The 14,376-nt window shown below is 62.1% G+C and carries 15 protein-coding genes; 5 read left to right on the top strand and 10 right to left on the bottom strand.

Annotated elements, in window-relative coordinates:
• Positions 1-51: 51 nt before the first annotated feature.
• The 3 genes from TU75_RS07345 to TU75_RS07335 all read right to left on the bottom strand — a co-directional run bounded on the left by TU75_RS07345 (position 52) and on the right by TU75_RS07335 (position 2,631).
• Complete coding sequence (locus TU75_RS07345) at positions 52-744, bottom strand: pseudouridine synthase (RefSeq protein ID WP_003233889.1); 693 nt, start codon at positions 742-744, stop codon at positions 52-54.
• Entirely contained in the window at positions 734-946 is a 213-nt protein-coding gene (locus TU75_RS07340; RefSeq protein ID WP_032870483.1) for a cysteine-rich CWC family protein, read from the bottom strand. The genes TU75_RS07345 and TU75_RS07340 overlap by 11 nt, the downstream gene beginning before the upstream one ends.
• A gap of 62 nt (positions 947-1,008) precedes the next feature.
• Positions 1,009-2,631 carry a methyl-accepting chemotaxis protein gene (locus TU75_RS07335; RefSeq protein ID WP_003233893.1) on the bottom strand — a complete coding sequence of 541 codons (1,623 nt, stop codon included), beginning with the start codon at positions 2,629-2,631 and terminating at the stop codon, positions 1,009-1,011.
• A 310-nt stretch (positions 2,632-2,941) separates the two neighbouring features.
• Between TU75_RS07335 and TU75_RS07330 the strand changes: the two genes are divergently transcribed.
• Together TU75_RS07330 and TU75_RS07325 are read left to right on the top strand one after the other, a co-directional pair.
• Positions 2,942-3,301 (top strand): hypothetical protein, encoded by a 360-nt coding sequence (locus TU75_RS07330; RefSeq protein WP_003233895.1) that lies wholly within the window; start codon positions 2,942-2,944, stop codon positions 3,299-3,301.
• 160 nt (positions 3,302-3,461) lie between these two features.
• Positions 3,462-3,896 (top strand): DUF3757 domain-containing protein, encoded by a 435-nt coding sequence (locus TU75_RS07325; RefSeq protein WP_060548566.1) that lies wholly within the window; start codon positions 3,462-3,464, stop codon positions 3,894-3,896.
• A 3-nt stretch (positions 3,897-3,899) separates the two neighbouring features.
• On the opposite strand, the gene TU75_RS07320 is transcribed toward TU75_RS07325, so the two are convergent.
• Entirely contained in the window at positions 3,900-5,012 is a 1,113-nt protein-coding gene (locus tag TU75_RS07320) for an enoyl-CoA hydratase/isomerase family protein (protein WP_060548565.1), read from the bottom strand.
• 137 nt (positions 5,013-5,149) lie between these two features.
• Between TU75_RS07320 and ung the strand changes: the two genes are divergently transcribed.
• Entirely contained in the window at positions 5,150-5,842 is a 693-nt protein-coding gene (gene ung, locus TU75_RS07315; RefSeq protein WP_003233900.1) for a uracil-DNA glycosylase, read from the top strand.
• A gap of 28 nt (positions 5,843-5,870) precedes the next feature.
• On the opposite strand, the gene TU75_RS07310 is transcribed toward ung, so the two are convergent.
• The 5 genes from TU75_RS07310 to TU75_RS07290 are packed head-to-tail and all read right to left on the bottom strand — an operon-like array spanning position 5,871 to position 11,241.
• A complete protein-coding gene (locus TU75_RS07310) occupies positions 5,871-6,908 on the bottom strand; it encodes an AbrB family transcriptional regulator (protein WP_060548564.1) in 1,038 nt (345 codons plus the stop codon).
• On the bottom strand, positions 6,901-8,415 hold the full coding sequence (locus tag TU75_RS07305; protein ID WP_015371483.1) for a tripartite tricarboxylate transporter permease: 1,515 nt from the start codon (positions 8,413-8,415) through the stop codon (positions 6,901-6,903). Before TU75_RS07305 ends, TU75_RS07310 begins: the two co-directional genes overlap by 8 nt.
• A 1-nt stretch (position 8,416) precedes the next feature.
• Positions 8,417-8,875: a tripartite tricarboxylate transporter TctB family protein gene (locus tag TU75_RS07300; RefSeq protein ID WP_060548563.1), complete on the bottom strand. Its 459-nt coding sequence runs from the start codon at positions 8,873-8,875 to the stop codon at positions 8,417-8,419.
• Between the two features lie 58 nt (positions 8,876-8,933).
• Positions 8,934-9,917, bottom strand: a complete 984-nt coding sequence (locus TU75_RS07295; protein ID WP_003233906.1) for a Bug family tripartite tricarboxylate transporter substrate binding protein — start codon at positions 9,915-9,917, stop codon at positions 8,934-8,936.
• 31 nt (positions 9,918-9,948) lie between these two features.
• Positions 9,949-11,241 (bottom strand): OprD family porin, encoded by a 1,293-nt coding sequence (locus TU75_RS07290; RefSeq protein ID WP_060548722.1) that lies wholly within the window; start codon positions 11,239-11,241, stop codon positions 9,949-9,951.
• 235 nt (positions 11,242-11,476) lie between these two features.
• On the opposite strand from TU75_RS07290, the gene TU75_RS07285 reads away from it, so the two are divergent.
• Both TU75_RS07285 and TU75_RS07280 read left to right on the top strand, forming a co-directional pair.
• Complete coding sequence (locus tag TU75_RS07285; protein WP_003233910.1) at positions 11,477-12,148, top strand: response regulator; 672 nt, start codon at positions 11,477-11,479, stop codon at positions 12,146-12,148.
• A complete protein-coding gene (locus TU75_RS07280; protein WP_003233912.1) occupies positions 12,141-13,526 on the top strand; it encodes a sensor histidine kinase in 1,386 nt (461 codons plus the stop codon). The genes TU75_RS07285 and TU75_RS07280 overlap by 8 nt, the downstream gene beginning before the upstream one ends.
• Here TU75_RS07280 and TU75_RS07275 read toward each other — a convergent pair whose 3' ends face one another.
• On the bottom strand, positions 13,527-14,348 hold the full coding sequence (locus TU75_RS07275) for an HDOD domain-containing protein (protein WP_060548562.1): 822 nt from the start codon (positions 14,346-14,348) through the stop codon (positions 13,527-13,529). It abuts the gene before it with no gap.
• Positions 14,349-14,376: the final 28 nt, after the last annotated feature.

Raw genomic sequence — 14,376 nt, 5'->3', positions numbered from 1 at the left:
CGCAAACCACTCTGCACTCGCTTTATGACAGGCAGGCAATGCCGATGGGCCTCAGACTTGCTGGATCTCTTGCGGGCGCAACGCGCGATACTCGCCGGGCGCCAGCCCGCTATCCAACTCAAGCGGCCCCATGCGCTCGCGGTGCAAGGCCAGCACCTTGTTGTCGAAATGCCCGAACATGCGTTTTACCTGGTGATAACGGCCTTCGATGATGCTCAGTCGCGCGGTTCTCGGGCCCAGCAATTGAAGCTCGGCCGGTTGGGTGGTGAGGTCTTCGAAGGCAAAGTACAGGCCCGCCTTGAATGTCGCCGCGTACTCGTTGCCGATATCCTGCTCGGTTTCAACCCGGTAGACCTTGGGCAGCTTGGTCGTTGGTTGCGTCAGGCGCCGTGACCACTGGCCGTCGTTGGTGATCAGCAGCAGGCCGGTGGTGTTGAAGTCCAGGCGACCGGCGATATGCAACTCGTGCTTGTCCGGTTCATCCAGCAGGTCCAGGACTGTGGGGTGTTGCGGGTCCGCTGTGGCGCTCACGCAGCCCCGGGGTTTGTGCAGCATGAAATAGCGCGCCGGTTTACCGGCTTGCACCACCTCATCGTCCACGCATACCCGGCTGAATTCGCGCACGTCATGATGCGGATCGCTGACCGCCACCCCATCGACGCTCACTCGCCGTTCCACCAATAACACGCGTACCTGCTTGCGATTGAAGCGCGGCAGGTTGCTGAGCAAGCGATCAACGCGCATCTGGGTTGCGCAAGTGTTCGTCCACCTGGGCGCAACGGGGGCACAGGCAGGCCTTGTTGCGTAGCTCATCGGGAAGGGCCTGGAGCAGCGCCGGGTCGATGCTGACGCTGAAGCACCAGCAGGCCATGCCTGCAGTGCGCGGGTCGGCGAGGGTGCAATCATTGGGGGCGCCGCAGGCGGGGCAAAGGGTGGGCGTGGTCATGGGGCTGGCGGTATCGAGCAAGGTTGCCTTGCACGATACAGCGCGCACCCACGCCAGGCTACTTACAGCTTGAACTTGCTGACCAGCACATTGAACGAGGTCGCCAGACGCGACAGGTCCTGACTGGAGGCGTTGGTCTGGTTGGCAGCGGCGGCTGTCTGGGTCGACAGGTCCTGGATGTTCAGCAGGTTGCGGTCGACTTCGCGGGCCACTTGAGCCTGTTCTTCGGACGCGGAGGCGATCACCAGGTTGCGTTCGTTGATCTTCGCCACGCTGCTGGTAATCCGCTGCAGGGCATGCCCGGCGTTCTGTGCCAGGGTCTGGGTGTTATTGGCCCAGGTGAGGCTCTTGTTCATCGCGGCCACGGCATCGTCGGCACCGGCCTGGACTTCGCCGATCATTTTTTCAATGTCCACGGTGGAGGTCTGGGTGCGATGGGCCAATGCGCGCACCTCGTCGGCGACTACCGCAAAACCGCGGCCTTGCTCGCCCGCGCGGGCCGCTTCGATGGCCGCATTGAGCGCCAGCAGGTTGGTCTGGTCGGCGATGCCGCGAATCACATCGATCACCTTGCCGATTTCGCGAACCTGATTGGCGAGGTCGGCGACCGATTGCGTCGAGTCGTTGATTTCCACCACCATCGAGCTCATGCCGGAAACGGCCTGTTCCACTTGCTGCTGGCCTTCTTCGGCTTCCGTGGTGGCCTGGTTCGAGGCCTCGGAGGTTGACACGGCGTTGCCGGCCACTTCGTCGACGGCTGCGGTCATCTGGTTGACGGCGGTGGCGGCTTGCTGGATTTCGTCGTTCTGGCGGGTGAGGCTGCGTGTGCTCTCGTCGGTCACCGCACTCAGTTCTTCAGCAGCGGACGCCAGTTGGTCCGAAGCGTTGGCGATTTCCAGCAGTGTGGTTTTCAGACCGCCCTGCATATCCGAAATCGCCATCAGCAGTTGCCCGGCTTCATCGGTGCGATCGGTGAGAATCGCGTGAGTCAGGTCGCCCTGGGCAATCCGTTGGGCGCTTGCCACGGCCTGGGCGATGGGGCGCGTGATCAGGCGGGTGATCAGCAGGCCGACCGTGATAGCGATGATGAAGGCCAGCACGATGCCGCCAATCATCCAGTTCATGGCGCTGCTGCGCAGCTCATCGGCCTCGATCGAGCCTTCTTTGATCTGCCGGCTGTTGGAATCGATGATCGCGCGGATCAGTTCGCGGGCCTGCCTGAACATTTCGTTGTTGGTGGTGTTGAGTTGCACTCTTGCCTGTTCTGTCTGCCCTGCATCGAGCAGTGCAATGATGCCTTCGGAACTGCTGATGTAGCCGGGCATTAATTGATCAAACTTGTCCCCTGCAGCGCGTTCGTCATCTTCGAGGGGGGTGGTGCGATAGGTGGCGTAAGCGCTCAGGCCGGCCTTGAGTTGGGCGGCAATGTCCTGGCGCACGCGTTCACGGTCTTGCTGGGCCACATCGCCATGACTGGCATCCAGCAACCGGTACAAGCCGCGGTTGTGGGCAACCAGGCCATTGAGGGTCGCCGCCGTGTTGCTGACCGAGACCAGATTGTTGGAAAACGTTAAATCGAGGGCCGAAGCCAGACGGATCACGCCTTTGATGCCCAGTGCGCCGACGCCCAGGGTAATGAACGCGCACAGTACGAAGGAGAGCAGCAGCTTGGTTGAAATCTTCATGGCGGAAATCCGGGATATAAGGGTAGGGTGCTCGCGCTAGAGCCTCCGTGCCGTTGTGCGATGGCATAGTGACATGATCGATTTGTTTAAAGTTTCATCGTGTGCAGAAATGGTCCGTGAATTCACGGGTTGGCTCGACCGACGGTAAAGCAATAGTCAGGCCAGACATGCATTCGGGGAGCTTGTATCAAGTTATTACCAAAACGCACCGTATTCAGTTTTTGTTGTCAGATATTTCGTCATTTAGCGAAGGCTGAATGCCGCTCTCCAGCGTCGCTGGAGGTGCTCTTCCGCGGTCCAGGAGGCCGCCATGTATCGACGACTGCTGCTTGCTGCATTGCTCGGCCTGACTCTTTCCGGCTGCGTGCCCTACTACGAGGGCACCACCACTTACTATCGCTCCGAGGTCTACACCGAACCCGCACCGGTGTATTACTACGGCGGCGGCCCGACGTATCAGTACCGGCGCGATTACTATCCGGCCCCTCGCTATTACACGCCGGCGCCGCGTTACTACCCGGCGCCGCGTTATTACCAACCGGCTCCGCGCTATTACGGGCCACGCGCCGGGTACCGACCTTATCCGAACCAGGGATGGGGTGACCGTTGGCATAACGGTGGACGCGGGCGTGGTGGTGACCACGGGGGAGGCCGCGGCGGCCATCGTTAAATGTTGAACAATAAAAACGGCGCACAATGCGCCGTTTTTTTGTGGGTACCGTTCGTCGGTACTGTCAGAATTAACAGGTATCTTATCGGGTTCAAATGTATTTCACTGACGTCGGCCGTTGTGCCCTCGAAGTAATCAGGGAATAGATGGAACTCTGGAAATGATCAAAAAGTTGGTTTGTCTGTATTTCTTGATGGCTGGCAGCTTGGCCCAAGCCCATGACGCGTTTGGCTGTCCCTATCCGTCGACGATCAGATACGTTGATGGCTTCTTTCTGACGTCTGACATACGGTTCCCTTGGCTCAGTTCAAAGGTTGATCATCGTGATTTCGTTGACCGGTTCATTGGCGCGATTTTCATACCGGAGAAGGATCAGGAGCGCGAAAACGGTCGCTTGGATAAATGCGTTTACCGTACCGGCAGCGGCCAGCGCGTCGCCTTGCGCCCAGGAAAACCGGGCGTCGCTGAAGCTATTTCGCTGACGAGCACCTTGCATTGGCAGATCGCCAAGGATCCGCTTGAGCAAGAGGTGTATATCTGCCAAGACAGTCAACCCGACAATTGCTCGTTCACGCTCGCCAAACCGCGACTATGACTGTCAGAAGTAGGAAAAATCCGCCAGCGGATGCCGTCCCTCCCACGCCTTATGGAAATGCGCCTGCACCACGGCTTCAGGCACTGTATTGATATCGGGCCAGTGCCAACGCGGTTTCTGATCCTTGTCGATCAATCGCGCGCGAACCCCCTCACTGAATTCCGGATGACGGCAGCAGTTGAGCGTCATGGTGTATTCCATCTGGAACACCTCGGCCAGCGACAGATGGCGCGCGCGCTGGAACTGTTCCCACACCAGGTGCGCGGTCAGCGGACAGCCTTCGCTGAGGGTCTGGCCGGCGCGGCTCAGCAGCGGGTCGGCGTGATCATCTAACTGGCTCAAGGCGCGCCACGCACAGCGCACATCGCCCACGTCCAGCCACTCGTCGATTTGCGCACGGCGTGGCAGCCATTGCGCTTCGGGCTGCTGGTCGACGGCCTCTCGGGCCAGGGCCTTGAGCAGGCTGTTGAGTTGCATCGCGCTCTGTTCCTGCCAATTGAGTTGCAGCAGGCCTTCGAGCAGTTCGTCTTGCTGGTCGTCGCGCAGGAAACGGTCGGCCAGGCCCAGGTCCAGGGCGTCGCGGCCATTGATATGCGCGCCGGTCAGGCCCAGGAACAAGCCGAGTTTGCCGGGCAGGCGCGACAGGAAGCTGCTGGCGCCCACATCCGGGTACAGGCCGATGCTGATCTCCGGCATGGCCAGGCGGCTGCCGGGCGTGACGATGCGCACTGAGGCACTTTGCAGCAGGCCCATGCCGCCGCCCAACACGTAGCCGTGGCCCCAGCAAATCACCGGCTTGGGGTAAGTGTGCAGACGGTAGTCAAGGCGGTACTCGGCGGCGAAAAACTGTGCGGCCAGGGCCGGTACCTCGCCGGGTTGCTCAAGGCACGCCTGGGCCAGGCTGCGCACTTCGCCACCGGCGCAAAAGGCCTTGGGCCCGCTGCCGCGCAGCAGCACGCAAACGATATTCGGGTCTTTGGCCCAGGCTTCCAGGCGTTCGCCGAGGCCCAGGATCATGGGCAGGGAAAGGGCGTTGAGGGATTTTTCAGCGTCCAGGCTGGCGATGCCGATACGGGCGCCGCCGCTGCCGGTCAGCTCTTCGAAGTGCAGATTCATCGTGACCTCAAATCGAGAAGGTGAAGGATCAGTATGATCGCTCCTTGGGAAAGTGCCGGTGGTGTGTCAGATCAATTGACAAGCGGGGGCACGTTTCCTAGGGTTCGCCCATTCTTTTTCTGCACGATGAACCCACCATGACCGACGGCGACCGTATCAAACTCGAACCCAGCTGGAAGCACGCCCTGCGAGAGGAATTCGACAAGCCCTACATGGCGCAGTTGCGCGAGTTTCTGCGACAGGAGCATGCCGCTGGCAAGGAAATCTATCCACCGGGCCCGCTGATTTTCAACGCGCTCAACTCCACGCCGCTGGACAAGGTCAAGGTCGTGATTCTCGGCCAGGACCCTTATCACGGTCCCGGCCAGGCCCACGGCCTGTGCTTTTCGGTGCAGCCGGGCGTGCCGGCGCCGCCGTCGCTGGTCAACATCTACAAAGAACTCAAGCGCGACCTGAACATCGACATTCCCAATCACGGCTACCTGCAAAGCTGGGCTGACCAGGGCGTGCTGATGCTCAATACCACCATGACGGTGGAGCGTGCCAACGCCAATGCCCATGCGGGCAAGGGCTGGCAGTTCTTCACCGATCGGATTATCGAAGTGGTCAGTGAGCATCAGCCGCATCTGGTGTTTCTGCTGTGGGGCGCCCATGCGCAGGGCAAGCAGAAGCTGATCGATGCCACCAAGCACCTTGTGCTGACCTCGGTGCACCCGTCGCCCTTGTCGGCGTATCGCGGGTTTCTGGGCTGCGGGCACTTCAGCCGCACCAACAAGTTTCTTGAGCAGAATGGCGAGGCGCCGATTGACTGGCGGTTGCCGCCGATCTGAAGCCGGCGGCAGGAAAAGGTGGGTGGTTTCAGGTTTTGTCGGGCTGGCGGTCCCAGCGACGAAACAAGGGTTCGGCTAAAAACAGCACGAACAACAAGCGCATTACCTGCATCGCCGTTACCAGCGGCACCGACAGTTGCAAGGTCTCTGCCGTGAGGCTCATTTCCGCAATGCCGCCGGGCATCATGCCCAGGGTCAGTGAGCGCAGGTCCAGTTGGGTCAAGGCGCTCAGCGCTACCGCCGCCAGTGTCGCCAGCGCCATGGTCAAGGCCGTGCCGAGCAGGGTGCGAGCCATGAAGGAGGGCGCGCGGCGGAAAAACTGACGGTTGAAGTGGCAGCCCAAACCGCTGCCGATGAGCCACTGGCCAATCTGACTGCCGCCGTCGGGCAGGCCGATGTGCAGGTCCCAGGTCACGCTGGCGATAGCGCTTACCAGCAGCGGTCCGAACAGCCAGGGGTTCGGCTGACGCAAGCGCTGCCAGCCCCAGGCGACCAGCGCGCCCAGTGGAAACAACAGGGCCAGCCAGGTCCAGTCGACGGGCGCCGGATGAAACTGCGGCGCACCGCCGCCCAGTAAGTACTTGAAGATCGCCGGGATGCACAGCACCACCACCAGCACGCGCAGACTTTGCCCGGCGGCCACCCGGCTGAGCACGGCGCCATTGCGCGCGCCGAGGTTGACCATCTCACCGGAACCGCCCGGCATGCTGGAGAAAAACGCGGTGGCGCGGTCTTCACCGCTGCGCCGCATCAACCACACCCCGACCACGCTCGACAGGCTGGTGATCAAGGCACCGAAGAAGATCAGCCCGAAGTGGCTCATCACCTGCTCGATTACCAGCGGGGTGAAGTGCAGGCCGATGCCGATGCCCACCACCCATTGGCCGCATTTGCGCCCGCCGGGAATCTCCCCCAACTGCCAGGGCGTGAGGCAGCGCACCAGGATGATCGCCAGCAGCGAGCCGACCATGTACGGCAAAGGCCAGCCGACGAGGCTGGCCAGGTAACCGCCGGCCAGGCCGACCAGCGGTGTTGCCCACCATTGCTTGAAGGTGACGTCAGACATCGGTCAAGGCGCGACGCTGCAGGGCACGTTTACGGTAGATGCGGATCAGCGGGAATATCAGCATGAACACGGTCAGTACCCATACACCCAAGGTGATCGGGCTCGACCAGAGGATCTCCAGCGCACCGTTGGAGATCGACAGCGCACGACGCAGGTTCTGCTCCATCAAACCGCCAAGGATGAAGCCCAGCAGCACGGGCGACAACGGGAAGTCCAGCTTGCGCAGGATGTAGCCGAAGATACCGATGCCCACCATCAGGAACAGGTCGAAGGTGGTGGCGTGAACCGCGTACACGCCGATCGCGGTGATGATGGCGATCACCGGCACCAGCGCCCAGTTCGGCACGGCGAGGATGCGTGTGAAGATACGGATCATCGGGATGTTGAGGATCACCAGCATGATGTTGGCGATGAACAGCGAAGCGATCAGGCCCCAGACGATATCCGGTTGCTGTTGGAACAGCAGCGGGCCAGGGGTGATGTTGTACAGCGACAGGGCGCCGATCATCACCGCCGTGGTGCCCGAACCGGGTACGCCAAGGGTCAGCATCGGCACCAGGGCGCCGCAGGCGGAGGCGCCGATGGCGGTTTCCGGTGCTGCCAGGCCGCGCATGTCACCCTGGCCGAATTTGCCGCTGGCACCCGCGATACGTTTCTCGGTCATGTAGGCAACCGCCGAGGCCAGGGTGGCGCCCGCACCCGGCAACACGCCCATGATGAAGCCCAGCAGGCCGCAACGGATGTTGACGACGAAGACCGCACCGGCTTCCTTCAGGTTGAACATCATGCGTCCGGTCGCCTTCACCGCTTCCTGGCCACGGTGGGTTTTTTCCAGCAGCAACAGGATCTCACTGATCGAGAACAGGCCCAGCACCAGCACGACAAACTGGATACCGTCGGTGAGGTGGATGTTGTCGCCGGTAAACCGGTACACGCCACTGTTGGCGTCGATACCCACCGCCGACAGGAACAGACCGATCAACGCCGCCACGAAGGTCTTCAGCGGTTTGTCGCCGGCCATGCCGCCCAGGCAGACAATCGCGAACACCATCAGGACGAAATATTCCGCGGGGCCGAAGGCAATCGCCCATTTGGCCAGCAGCGGCGCAAACAGCACCATGCCGCAGGTGGCGATGAACGCGCCGATGAACGAACTCCATGCCGACAACGACAGGGCTACGCCGGCCAAGCCTTTACGGGCCATCGGGTAACCGTCGAGGGTGGTCATCACGGTGGAGGCTTCGCCCGGGATGTTCAGCAGGATCGAACTGATACGGCCGCCGTATTCGCAACCCAGGTACACCGCAGCCAGCAGGATCAACGCCGACTCCGGCGGCAGGCCCAGGGCGAAGGCGATGGGGATCAGCAGTGCCACGCCGTTGATCGGCCCCAGGCCCGGCAACAGGCCGACCACGGTGCCGATCAAGGTGCCGCACAGCGCGGTGACCAGGTTGTAGGGGCTCAGCGCGACGCCGAAACCCTGGCCCAAATAGCCAAAAGTATCCATATCAGTTCTCCAGAACGTCGAGCAGGCCGAGGGGCAGCGGCACATCCATGGCTTTATCGAACAACAGGTAAAGGCCGATAGCCATCAAGGTCACGATCACCACGCTGGGCAGCCAGCGACCGCCGTACAGGCGCGCCATCGGGATGCCGATCAGCATGCTGCTGAGGATAAAGCCCAGGGGTTCGAACGTGGTCGCGAACACGATCAACAGTGCGACGCAGATAGCGATCTTGATCAGGGTTTCGCGGTCCAGCGCCGGTTCTTCCTCTGTGTGCTTGGTGGGCTGCGGGCGAAACAGCATGTAGATCAGCGCCAGGCTCATCAGCCCGAGCATCAGCAGCGGGAAAGCGCGAGGCCCTACCGGTTCGTAGGAAAACGCGGCCTGGTAAGGCCAGGCCATCAGCGCCAAACCGGCGCAGGCCAGCAGCAGCACGGCGGCAAATATGCGTTGTAAGAGCATGTAGAACTCCTGGGCCACGCCTTTTTTCAACAGGCGTGGCCGCGCGACAGGGGGGCGTTTACTGAATCAGGCCGAACTCTTTGGCCAGCACTTTGTAGTCAGCCACCTGTTTCTTCACGTAGGTGTCCAGCTCCGGGCCGGTCATGGCAAACGGGAACAGCTCGCGCTGGTCGCGCAGTTTGGCGAACTCCTCGGAGGCCAGCAGTTTGTCGAAGGCTTCTTTCCACCAGGCGTAGTCGGCGTCGCTGACTTTTGGCCCGAGATAGAAGCCGCGCACCACTGGCCAGACGATGTCGTAGCCTTGCTCTTTGGCGGTAGGAATATTCTTCATTTCCGGCTCATCCAAGCGTTGCTCGGAGAACACCGCCAGCAGGCGCATGTCGCCGCTGAGGATGTGCGGCATGGAGTCGGAGATGTCGGTACTGCCCACCTGGATGTGACCGCCGAGCAGGGCGGTGGCGATTTCACCGCCGCCTTCGAGGGCCACGTAGCGCAACTCGCGCGGGTTGATCCCGGCGGCCTTGGCGATCAGTGCGGTTTGCATCCAGTCCTGGCTGCCCACCGTGCCGCCGGAACCGATCACCACGCTGCCCGGATCTTTCTTCAGGGCTTTTACGAGATCATCGAGGTTCTTGTAGGGCGAATCTGCTTTTACCGCGATGGCCCCGTAGCTGGTGCCTACCGCCGCCAGCCAGCGCACGGCGCTTTCATCGAAGCGACCGAACTTGCCCTGGGCCAGGTTCAACAGCGAACCGCTGGACCAGGCAACCAGCGTGCCCGCATCCCCTGGGCGCTGGGCGACCACGGCGTTGTAGGCTACCGCGCCGACACCGCCGGGCATGTAGGTCACGCGCATCGGCTTACTCAGCAACTTCTGGTTGACCAGCGCGCTTTGCGCCAGCTTGCAGGTCAGGTCAAAACCACCACCGGGGGAGGCCGGGGCGATGCACTCCGGGCGCTTGGGCTCGTCGGCGGCCAGCAGTTGGCCGGCGAACAGCATGCAGCCGGCGGCGAGGGCCAGTTTACGCAGGGAAAGGGTCATGGGTTTCTCCGTCATTGTTGTTATGAGTGGCTTACCAGAGTGCGACGCTGTAGCTCACCAGCACGCGCATTTCATCCGCATCACGGGCTGAATAGTTGGAGCGATAGGTGGCGTTGCGCAGGCGCACCGCCACATCCTTGAACGTGCCGCTTTGCACCACGTACTTGATCTCGCTGTTGCGTTCCCATTCCTTGCCCGTCTCGCCGTTCCTGAGTCGGATATTGTCACCCGACAGGTAACGGCTCATGAAGCTCAGGCCGGGAATGCCGAGTTTGGCGAAGTCGTAATCGTAACGGGCCTGCCAGGAGCGTTCTTCGGCGCCGGCAAAGTCGTTGATCTGCACGAAGTTGACCAGGTACGGGTCGCTGCCATCCACATAGGGAAACGCGCTGTCGCCGGACATGTGCTGGTAACCGGCGCTGAGCTTGTGGCCGTTGAGGGCGTAGCTGAACAGGCCGCTGAGGGAGGTGTTGTCGATCTTGCCACCACGGGCGGCGCCGGTGTCGTCGCTGATTGCCAGCCGCAGGTCGGCGCCGAAAGTGCCGGGGCCCATGGGACGGGCGGCCACCAGGCCGAGAAAGTGCTGGCGGTACACATCGTCGAGCTGGGCGAAGTGGTAGCTGCCGGTGATCTTGTCGGCGAATTTATAGTCCACGCCACCGAAGTTGAAGTGCTTGCCGGTGGCGCCGCTGAGGAAGCGGCTGTTCTTGTTGTTGAGGGCGATGTCCTCATAGTTGCTGTCGTCGCGGTCCTTGGCCTTGTCCAGGCGGCCACCGGTGAAGGTCAGGTTCTTGAATTCTCTGGAAGTGATCAATCCGCCGTTGAAGGTCTGCGGCAGGATGCGCCCGTCGTTGGGCTTGAGGATCGGCAGTTCGGGGATCAGCGCACCGATTTTGAGCTCGGTGGCGGACACCTTGACCTTGCCGGTCAGGCCCAGTTTGGAATATTCGTTGGCAGCGCGGCCATCATCGTGGGTAGGCAAGAGGCCGGTGCCGGTGCGGTCGGGGCTTGAGTCGAGCTTGACCCCAAGCATGCCCAGCGCATCCACGCCAAAGCCGATGGTGCCGTCGGTGTGGCCCGACTGCAGGTTGAGCATGAAACCCTGGGCCCATTCGTCGCGCTTGGATTGCTGGGCGCTGGTGCCGTCGCGAAAGTCGCGGTTGAAGTACATGTTGCGGGTTTCCAGGGTCGCGCTGCTGTCTTCGAAGAAGGCAGCCTGGCCGAGCGGTGAAAAACCGGTAAGGGCAGCGGCACTGGCAAGGGCAGTGTGGGTCATGCGGGGAAAACGAACAGGCGGGCGAGCCTGGGGCTGTGTCGACAGCATCATTGTGCACTCCGTTATTGTTCTTATTTTTGGCGAAAACGCTTCGAGGCGTTTTTCGTGCGCGACGGTCAGGTCGCTCGGCGGGCTTGAACCACCGTGTTTGGATCCTAAAGGGCGAAGCTTTCACTAACCTTTCAGTCTCCTTTCAATGTTTTCGGGCTTCACAGGCCAGGCGGCGCCTGTAAACTGCCCGGCGAAGCGTGGCATCGACCACTCCTGAATGAGGTAGAAATCCATGCGTGTCCTCTTGGTTGAAGACCATTTGCAGCTCGCCGAAAGTGTCGCCCAGGCGCTCAAGAGCACGGGATTGACCGTCGACGTGCTGCACGATGGGGTGGCCGCCGACCTGGCCTTGAACAGCGAGGATTACGCGGTGGCGATCCTCGACGTGGGGCTGCCGCGCATGGATGGTTTTGAGGTATTGGCACGTTTGCGCGCCCGTGGAAAAAATCTGCCGGTGCTGATGCTGACCGCACGCAGTGATGTGAAAGACCGTGTGCATGGCCTGAACCTGGGCGCCGACGACTATCTCGCCAAACCATTCGAGCTGACGGAGCTCGAGGCGCGGGTCAAGGCGCTACTGCGGCGCAGCGTGCTCGGCGGCGAGCGCCAGCAGGCCTGCGGTGCGCTGGTCTACGACCTCGACACGCGGCGCTTTACCGTCGGCGGTGAGCTGATGACCCTCACGTCCCGCGAGCAGGCCGTGCTCGAAGCACTGATCGCACGGCCTGGTCGGGTGATGAGCAAGGAGCAGCTCGCCTCCCAGGTCTTCGGACTGGATGAGGAAGCCAGCCCCGATGCCATCGAAATCTATGTGCACCGCCTGCGCAAGAAGCTCGACGGCCAGCCGATTGCCATCGTGACCTTCCGTGGCCTGGGCTACCTGCTGGAAGCCCGCGATGCATAAGCCCAGCAGCCTGCGCTGGCGCCTGCTGTGGAACCTCGCGCTGTTGCTGGTGGTGTTGATGATCGCCAGCGGTCTGAGTGCTTACTGGAATGGTCGTGAGGCAGCCGACACGGCGTATGACCGCACCCTGCTGGCCTCGGCGCGCACCATCGCTGCCGGCCTGACTCAGGTCGATGGCACCCTCAGCGCCAATGTGCCGTACGTGGCACTGGACACCTTCGCCTACGACAGCGCCGGGCGCATTTATTACCAGGTCAACGATATTGATCAGAAACTTATCTCCGGCTACGAGCACCTTCCCGGCCCGCCGCCGGGCACGCCGCGAACCGACGACTATCCGGCCTTGGCGCGTTTCTACAACGCGGTGTATCAAGGGCAGGAAGTGCGGGTGGTCAGCCTGCTCAAGGCCGTCTCCGAGCCGAACATGAACGGCATGGCGGAAATTCGCGTGGCCGAGACCGATGAAGCGCGCGTCAGCATGGCCCGCAGCCTGGCGGCCGACACCTTGTTGCGCCTGGGCATGCTGGGCGTCGGTGCGCTGCTGCTGGTGTGGTTTGCTGTGAGCGCGGCGCTGCGCCCGCTGGAGCGCCTGCGCACGGCCGTGGAAGAGCGCCAGCCCGACGACCTGCGTCCGCTGCCGCTGGTGGAAGTGCAGCATGAGTTCGGCCCGCTGGTGCGGTCCCTCAACCATTTCACTGAGCGTCTGCGCGGCCAGTTCGAGCGGCAGGCGCAGTTCATTGCCGACGCCGCCCACGAATTGCGCACACCGCTGGCGGCGCTCAAGGCCCGGCTCGAACTGGGCCTGCGTAGCGAGGCGCCCGCCACGTGGCGCAGCACCCTCGAGACCGCCGCCCAAGGCACCGACCGCCTGACCCATCTGGCCAATCAGCTTTTGTCCCTGGCGCGCATCGAGAACGGCGCTCGCGCGATTGCCGAAGGCGGCGCGCAGTTGCTTGATCTGAGCCAGTTGGCCCGTGAGCTGGGCATGGCCATGGCGCCGCTGGCCCACGCGCGCGGCGTAGCCCTGGCGCTGGAGGCCGATGAGCCGGTGTGGCTGCGCGGCGAACCGACGCTGCTGAACGAGCTTTTGAGCAACCTGGTGGATAACGCCCTGGCGCATACACCGCCGGGCGGCAATGTGATCCTGCGGGTCATGGCGCCGGCGATGCTTGAAGTCGAGGACGATGGCCCCGGGATCCCGCTGGACGAGCGCGACCGGGTGTTCGAGCGCTTCTATCGGCGCAGTCAGCAGGGTCTGGGGGCTGGCCTGGGGCTGGCGATTGTCGGTGAAATCTGTCGCGCGCATCTGGCGCAGATCAGCCTGCACGATGGCGAGTTGGCGGGATTGAAGGTGCGGGTAAGTTTTATCGCCGGTTGATCAATAGAACATGGAGCGCGCTTCATCCAGCTGCGCGCGCAGGGCCTCGCTGTCGGGGTCAATGCGCAGCTTGATGATCGACGGCACATCGGCCACGGGCACGTTGGCCAGCGGATGATCGGTGCCGTGATGGCAATACAGCACCGCTGCCTGGACGATATCGATGTAGTCGAGCCTGGCGGAATCGCGCTCCAGGTTCAGGTATTGGCCGGGCAGCTTGGCGAGCATTTCCGGAAAGTCCCAGACGCTCAGCAGTTTGTCGCCCAGTATGGGATGGATGCTGTCGATTACGTGGTTGAGGCTGACCGGATCAGACAGCAACTGGTAGTGGTCTTCAGCGTAGGTGAGGATCGGCAGCACGCCGATCTGATGCACCAGCCCGCCCAGCGCGGCCTGGTCCGGCTTGAGCTGTGAGTGGCTGCGGCACAGGGCATAACTGACGCCCGCCACTTCCAGGCTGCGGCGCCACACATCCCGCATCTTCTGTTCAACCACTTCAGAGCGGGCGTGGAAGATCTGCTCCATCACCAGGCCGATGGCCAGGTTGCTGCTGTAGTTGGTGCCCAGTCGGGTAATGGCGGTGTGCAGGTTGGTGACTTCCTGGGTAGCGCGCAGCAACGGGCTGTTCACCACTTTGATCAGGCGTGCGGACAGCGCGGTGTCGCGACCGATCACTTTGCTCAAGTGGCTGATGCTGATATCCGGGTTTTCGGCGGCCTGACGAATGTTCAGGGCCACCTCCGGCAATGTCGGCAGAACCAGGTCATCGTTGTCGATGGCCTTTACCAAAGCCTGTTGGACTTTATCCGCCAGTTTGTTCATTCATGCTCTCAAGGTGCTGCAAAAAAGT

It is taken from the genome of Pseudomonas poae, from assembly GCF_001439785.1.
Taxonomy (GTDB): Bacteria; Pseudomonadota; Gammaproteobacteria; order Pseudomonadales; family Pseudomonadaceae; genus Aquipseudomonas; species Aquipseudomonas poae.
This window is presented reverse-complemented; position numbering and strand designations above follow the sequence as displayed.

Excerpts from the sequence above, each read along its gene's own strand:
- TU75_RS07280 (WP_003233912.1), top strand. The coding sequence starts at position 12,141 with ATGCATAAGCCCAGCAGCCTGCGCTGGCGCCTGCTGTGGAACCTCGCG.
- TU75_RS07290 (WP_060548722.1), bottom strand. The coding sequence starts at position 11,241 with ATGCTGTCGACACAGCCCCAGGCTCGCCCGCCTGTTCGTTTTCCCCGC.
- TU75_RS07325 (WP_060548566.1), top strand. The coding sequence starts at position 3,462 with ATGATCAAAAAGTTGGTTTGTCTGTATTTCTTGATGGCTGGCAGCTTG.
- TU75_RS07335 (WP_003233893.1), bottom strand. The coding sequence starts at position 2,631 with ATGAAGATTTCAACCAAGCTGCTGCTCTCCTTCGTACTGTGCGCGTTC.
- TU75_RS07340 (WP_032870483.1), bottom strand. The coding sequence starts at position 946 with ATGACCACGCCCACCCTTTGCCCCGCCTGCGGCGCCCCCAATGATTGC.
- TU75_RS07330 (WP_003233895.1), top strand. The coding sequence starts at position 2,942 with ATGTATCGACGACTGCTGCTTGCTGCATTGCTCGGCCTGACTCTTTCC.
- TU75_RS07300 (WP_060548563.1), bottom strand. The coding sequence starts at position 8,875 with ATGCTCTTACAACGCATATTTGCCGCCGTGCTGCTGCTGGCCTGCGCC.
- TU75_RS07285 (WP_003233910.1), top strand. The coding sequence starts at position 11,477 with ATGCGTGTCCTCTTGGTTGAAGACCATTTGCAGCTCGCCGAAAGTGTC.
- TU75_RS07320 (WP_060548565.1), bottom strand. The coding sequence starts at position 5,012 with ATGAATCTGCACTTCGAAGAGCTGACCGGCAGCGGCGGCGCCCGTATC.
- TU75_RS07305 (WP_015371483.1), bottom strand. The coding sequence starts at position 8,415 with ATGGATACTTTTGGCTATTTGGGCCAGGGTTTCGGCGTCGCGCTGAGC.
- TU75_RS07310 (WP_060548564.1), bottom strand. The coding sequence starts at position 6,908 with ATGTCTGACGTCACCTTCAAGCAATGGTGGGCAACACCGCTGGTCGGC.
- TU75_RS07295 (WP_003233906.1), bottom strand. The coding sequence starts at position 9,917 with ATGACCCTTTCCCTGCGTAAACTGGCCCTCGCCGCCGGCTGCATGCTG.
- TU75_RS07345 (WP_003233889.1), bottom strand. The coding sequence starts at position 744 with ATGCGCGTTGATCGCTTGCTCAGCAACCTGCCGCGCTTCAATCGCAAG.
- TU75_RS07275 (WP_060548562.1), bottom strand. The coding sequence starts at position 14,348 with ATGAACAAACTGGCGGATAAAGTCCAACAGGCTTTGGTAAAGGCCATC.
- ung (WP_003233900.1), top strand. The coding sequence starts at position 5,150 with ATGACCGACGGCGACCGTATCAAACTCGAACCCAGCTGGAAGCACGCC.